Genomic DNA, 5,575 nt, shown 5'->3' with positions numbered 1-5,575 from the left:
ATGGTGGTCGCTACTGGGCTTGAACCAGTGACCCTCGCCTTGTAAGGGCGATGCTCTCCCAACTGAGCTAAGCGACCAAATTTTACTACTTACTGGATTGAACCAGTGTCACTCGACCATTCTTTATAAAGAGCGGCGATGCTCTGTCTTTTTTCAACTGAGCTAAGCGACCAAATTTTACTACTACTGGATTCAACCAGTTTTCCAATGCTCTGTTTTTCAACTGAGCTAGCAGAGTTAATCCGCTACTGCTTAGTAGCCTTGGCTAGTAAGTGGAGCGCTATTATAGGTATGGACTTTTGCCTGTCAACATCTAAATGAAAATTATTGTCTGAGTGGGTAAAAACCAAACAATATTGCTAGTTTAGTGCGTAGAATATAACCATAGTTGCGAGAAAGTTGTAATTGGTTACATTTTGCGGCCTTAAAACCTCACAAAGTTAACCTATACTTCCAGTGTTAATTAACGGCTAATTCGATTATGCATAAAATTACCTTTATTATTGTTTTATTACTATTAGTCACTACGTCGTGTGGAGGTGGGGCCGATAATAGTTCGCCTACCGCTACTCCCATTATAATTGAACCGTCCCTGCCAACTGTCGATTTAGATGCGCGTATGAAAGATGCGGCACGGCTTTTAAATCAGGCGTCATTTGGGCCCTCAGAAGCATCCATTGAACAAGTTGTTGATTTAGGGCGAGAGCAATGGATTGATTGGCAAATGGACAGGGCACCGAGTTCTCAAGTGGATTATTTGACTAATTTGCAATCCACATTTTCATCTGAAGAAGAAATAACACGAATGCATCGTGTTGAAGCTTGGTGGTATATCGCTCTTCATGGAGAGGACCAATTGCGGCAACGGGTCGCATTTGCATTGAGTGAAATTTTTGTTATTTCAGAAAATAGTAATTTTTTTGAAGAGTATTTCGGTATTGCTAACTACTACGATCTGCTAGCTAAACATGCATTTGGAAATTATCGAGAGTTGTTGGAAGCCGTCACGCTTTCACCCATGATGGGCATGTATTTGAGTATGTTAGGTAATGAGAAGCCCAATAGCGACCGCAATATTAGGCCGGATGAAAATTATGCTAGGGAAGCGATGCAATTGTTTAGTATAGGTCTAGTTGAATTAAATCAAGACGGTTCGTCTAAATTAGACGAAACCGGAAATACTATTCCTACTTATGACCAATCGACAATAGAGGGATTTGCTCATGTGTACACAGGTTGGCATTTTAATGGCACCACTGAAGACACTTGGTGGTACTGGTGGGATAACTATGATGCGCTGAATGCCATGGAAGCGGTGCAAGCACGTCATGATATTGGGAGTAAAACCCTGTTAAATGGTGTGGTTCTGCCCGCTAATCAGAGTGCAGAGCGTGATTTAACTCAGGCATTAGATAATATTTTTCACCATGAAAACGTTGGTCCCTTTATTAGTAAGCAGCTTATTCAAAGATTAGTGAGCAGTAATCCCAGTGCTGAGTATATTGCTAGGATCAGTGCTGTTTTTAATGACAATGGTTTAGGTGTGCGGGGGGACTTGGGTGCAGTGGTTAAAAGTATATTGATGGATGATGAGGCTCAAAATGGTTATATCAATGATCCCAATGTATTTGGTAAGTTACGAGAGCCCATTTTAAAAGCCACACATTTGTGGCGGGCTTTTAAGGCGTATTCACCTAGTGAAAGATACCAACAAGGTTATCCAGACTATTTCTTTAATCAGGCCCCCCTAGCGGCACCTTCAGTGTTTAATTTCTTTTCTCCCGGCTTTTCACCACCAGGTGTGATTGCCGAGCAAGGATTAGTTGCACCAGAGTTTCAAATAACCACAGAAAACTACGCTATTCGTACCAGCAATTTTTTTGCTTATTCAGCATTGTGGAGTCACACACCTAATGGTGATGCAGAGCAGGTGATAGTCGATTTTAGTGAAGAAATAGCCCTAGTGAATGATATTGATGATTTATTGGAGCGCTTAAATATACTCTTGATGGCCGGAGCAATGTCAGAGCAAATGCGAGAAGTTTTGTCCGAACTGCATAATGAAACCATTTACGCGCAACCTTCTGAACGAGTTGCAGATTTAGTGTTTTTAATCATGAATTCACCCCAATATTCAGTACAGAAGTGAGAATTAATCCATGAAATATAATGCTCACTTTAATCAGCAGCGTAGATCCTTTTTACAAGGGTCTTTATCTTCTATTGCTGGTGTTACTTCAGCATCAGGAGTGGGATTAAACTTTGCGTTGGCTAATGCGGCACTTGCACATTCTGGGACTAGGTTTGAAGAATATAAAGCGTTAGTGTGTGTGTTTTTGTATGGTGGAAATGACTCACTCAATATGTTGGTGCCCACTGACGACTATGAATATCAAATTTATCAACAAGTTAGACAAGGCTTAGCCTATTCGCAAGAGTCATTATTACCAATCAATCCAAATAGCGCGCAACCTTATGCTGTGGGTATGCCTTCAGCTATGAGGGCTGCACATAGTTTATTCGAACAAAATAAACTGGCGGTGGTGGCCAATACAGGTCCTTTGTTGCAGCCTGTTTCTAAGTTGCAAGCCACGCAAGATAGAAGCTTATTGCCGCCCCAGTTGTTTTCTCATAACGACCAGCAAAACCATTGGCAAAGTGCCAGACCAGAAGAGCCCGCATTTAGTGGTTGGGCAGGAAGAATAGCAGAGTTGATGACTGACACCCAAATTGGGTTACCGATGAATTTATCCATCGATGGAATAAATTTACTGCAGACTGGCACCATTACCTCTCCTTTTTCCTTAAATTCAGGAGGTCCTGAACAGTTTGCAGGACTAGATGGGACAAAAGATTGGAATGCCCATCGTGTCGCTGCTTTTGAACGATTACTGAGCACCACACCACATTTGTTGGAGCAGGAATTTAAAAATGTATTAATCAGTGCAGCTACGAATAATTCCTTGATAGCCTCTGCACTAGATCAGGCTGTAACAACACAAATTCAATATCCAGCGAATAATACGTTAGCCGAGCAGCTTAAAATGGTCGCCAGCCTCGCCAGTGTTCAAGAGCAACTAGGCCAGCAGCGGCAAATTTTTTACGTAGGGCTAGGCGGTTGGGATACCCATGATAATCAAGCGACTGTTCATCCTCGGTTATTGCAGTCGTTGAGTGAAGCGCTTAGCGCGTTTCAAGGCAATATTGATGAACTAGGTTTATCTGAGCAAATCACTACTTTTACCATGTCTGACTTTGGGCGCACCTTAACCAGTAATGGTGATGGCACAGATCACGGCTGGGGAGGGCATCAACTTATTATGGGAGGGGCGGTTAAGGGCCAAGAGTTATACGGGACTATGCCAGCCTTGGAACTTGGATCCGATGATGATCTTGGTGACGGAAGGATTATTCCTACCTTATCTGTCGATCAATATGCCGCTAGTCTATCTCGTTGGTTTGGGCTGAGTGAAAGTGAATTAAATGCCGTATTTCCTAATCTTAATCGATTTGATATCCATGATTTAGGCTTCTTCTAGGATGTGATTGAGGCGGTTATCTTTTACAGAGTCGATTAGTGCCGCGAATAGTCTAATAGGCCGCATAAAGCTAGCTTAACGAGGTGCTCATATCTAAACTGCTTTAGCTAGTGTTGAATCGCTTATTTTGTCGTGGTTTGGGTATATATTCCTTTGATTGGCTGATAAAATGCCGCCAATTTTTAGTTCAGGCTTTTATACACATGACAACTGTTACTCGTTTCGCTCCTAGTCCCACTGGTTACCTACACGTTGGTGGCGCCCGTACTGCGCTTTATTCTTGGTTATATGCTAAAAATAAAGGTGGAAAATTTGTATTACGTATCGAGGATACGGATATTGAACGTTCTACTCAGGCTGCTATTGACGCCATTTTAGAAGGTATGCAGTGGTTAGGATTGGATTGGGATGAAGGGCCTTTTTATCAAACCCAACGTTTTGACAGATACAACTTACTCATCGACCAGTTGTTAGCGGAAGGTAAAGCCTATAAGTGTTTTATGCCTGCAGCTGAATTGGATGCGATCCGCGAAGCACAAATGGCAAAAGGGGAAAAGCCTCGTTATCCTGGAACTTGGCGCGACCGCACTGATCATCCCGAAGGTCAACCTTTTGCTATTCGTTTCAAAACCCCTCAAACCGGCAGTGTGGTGATTAAGGATCATATTCGTGGTGATATTGAAATTGCCAATAGTGAACTGGATGATTTAATTATTCGTCGTACTGATGGTGCGCCGACTTATAATTTTTGCGTTGTTGTAGATGATTGGGATATGGGTATTAGCCATGTAGTGCGTGGTGAAGACCATATCAACAACACCCCGCGGCAAATTAATATATTACTTGCTTTAGGCGCTCCTATCCCTGAATACGCCCATGTATCTATGATTTTAGGTGACGATGGTAAAAAACTATCAAAACGCACCAATGCAGTAGGTGTAATGGAATTTAGAGATGACGGTTATTTACCTCAAGCCTTGTTAAATTATTTGGTACGCCTTGGTTGGTCACATGGTGATCAAGAAATTTTTTCATTAGATGAAATGATTGAGTTGTTTTCTTTAGATGCTATAGGTCAGTCTGCCTCGGCGTTTAATACTGATAAACTTATTTGGTTAAATCAACATTACATCAAAACATTGCCCGTTAAAGAAGTGGCTGAACATGCTAAATGGCATTTTGCTCAACAAGGCATCGATATCACTCAAGGTCCTGCCTTAGAAGATGTGATTACTGTGCAGGCGGATCGTGTTAAAACCTTAAAAGAATTAGCGCAAATCAGTGGCTACTTTTATCAAGAATATGAAGCCTTTGATGAAAAAGCCGCTAAAAAACACTTACGTCCTGTTGCGAAAGAAGCTTTGTTACTCGTAAAAAGCAAATTATCCGCTTTAACCGAGTGGAATACAGAATCTATTCATAACGCAATTAACCAAACTGCTGAAGAGTTAGAGATAGGTATGGGAAAAGTAGGAATGCCTTTACGCGTAGCAGTGACAGGAGCAGGTAATTCACCTTCATTAGATTTAACTTTAAACCTGTTAAAACCTGCTCAAATTGTACAACGTATAGACAAAGCGCTCGAATATATAGCAAACAGAGAAAATTCCTGAAAAAATCGTTGACATAAAAAGTGCAGATGCCTAGAATGCGCCCCGCTGTCACGGAACGACACCTACTTGTTGGGTAAAAGCGCAAGCTTATTTAATGAGTTTGGGGCCATAGCTCAGCTGGGAGAGCGCTTGCGTGGCACGCAAGAGGTCGGCGGTTCGATCCCGCCTGGCTCCACCAATATCAAGGATTGTCTACTACCACCTAGGCCAGTAGATATATAGATAAGACTGATAAATAGAAACTGAAAAGTTTTTGTATATCGGAAGACAATTATTTTAGTTGTTCGGAAAAGATATTGCCGCTCAGTTTGCAGGCTCACTTCTCCTAACAACAATTTATCAAAGCTGAGCTTTGATAAGCGAAATTGTTGTCCCCATCGTCTAGAGGCCTAGGACACCGCCCTTTCACGGCGGTAACAGGGG

At 42.0% G+C, this 5,575-nt stretch carries 3 protein-coding genes and 2 tRNA genes; 4 read left to right on the top strand and 1 reads right to left on the bottom strand.

Going from position 1 to position 5,575, the window contains the following annotated elements; genetic code table 11:
* Window position 1: 1 nt before the first annotated feature.
* A tRNA-Val gene (locus AAC000_RS23395) sits at window positions 2-77 on the bottom strand.
* Window positions 78-481: 404 nt separating this feature from the next.
* On the opposite strand from AAC000_RS23395, the gene AAC000_RS23390 reads away from it, so the two are divergent.
* The 4 genes from AAC000_RS23390 (at window position 482) to AAC000_RS23375 (ending at window position 5,330) form a co-directional block, all read left to right on the top strand.
* A complete protein-coding gene (locus AAC000_RS23390) occupies window positions 482-2,149 on the top strand; it encodes a DUF1800 domain-containing protein (protein ID WP_339726367.1) in 1,668 nt (555 codons plus the stop codon).
* 10 nt (window positions 2,150-2,159) lie between these two features.
* Window positions 2,160-3,539, top strand: a complete 1,380-nt coding sequence (locus AAC000_RS23385) for a DUF1501 domain-containing protein (RefSeq protein ID WP_339726365.1) — start codon at window positions 2,160-2,162, stop codon at window positions 3,537-3,539.
* Window positions 3,540-3,742: 203 nt separating this feature from the next.
* Window positions 3,743-5,152 carry a glutamate--tRNA ligase gene (gltX, locus tag AAC000_RS23380; protein WP_339726364.1) on the top strand — a complete coding sequence of 470 codons (1,410 nt, stop codon included), beginning with the start codon at window positions 3,743-3,745 and terminating at the stop codon, window positions 5,150-5,152.
* 102 nt (window positions 5,153-5,254) lie between these two features.
* A tRNA-Ala gene (locus AAC000_RS23375) sits at window positions 5,255-5,330 on the top strand.
* The last annotated feature ends 245 nt before the right edge of the window (window positions 5,331-5,575 follow it).

This window comes from uncultured Paraglaciecola sp., assembly GCF_963977085.1.
Lineage (GTDB): Bacteria > Pseudomonadota > Gammaproteobacteria > Enterobacterales > Alteromonadaceae > Paraglaciecola.
Note: the sequence above shows the minus strand (reverse complement) of the source record. Positions and strands in the feature narration are given on the sequence as shown.

Excerpts from the sequence above, each read along its gene's own strand:
- AAC000_RS23390 (WP_339726367.1), top strand. The coding sequence starts at position 482 with ATGCATAAAATTACCTTTATTATTGTTTTATTACTATTAGTCACTACG.
- AAC000_RS23385 (WP_339726365.1), top strand. The coding sequence starts at position 2,160 with ATGAAATATAATGCTCACTTTAATCAGCAGCGTAGATCCTTTTTACAA.
- gltX (WP_339726364.1), top strand. The coding sequence starts at position 3,743 with ATGACAACTGTTACTCGTTTCGCTCCTAGTCCCACTGGTTACCTACAC.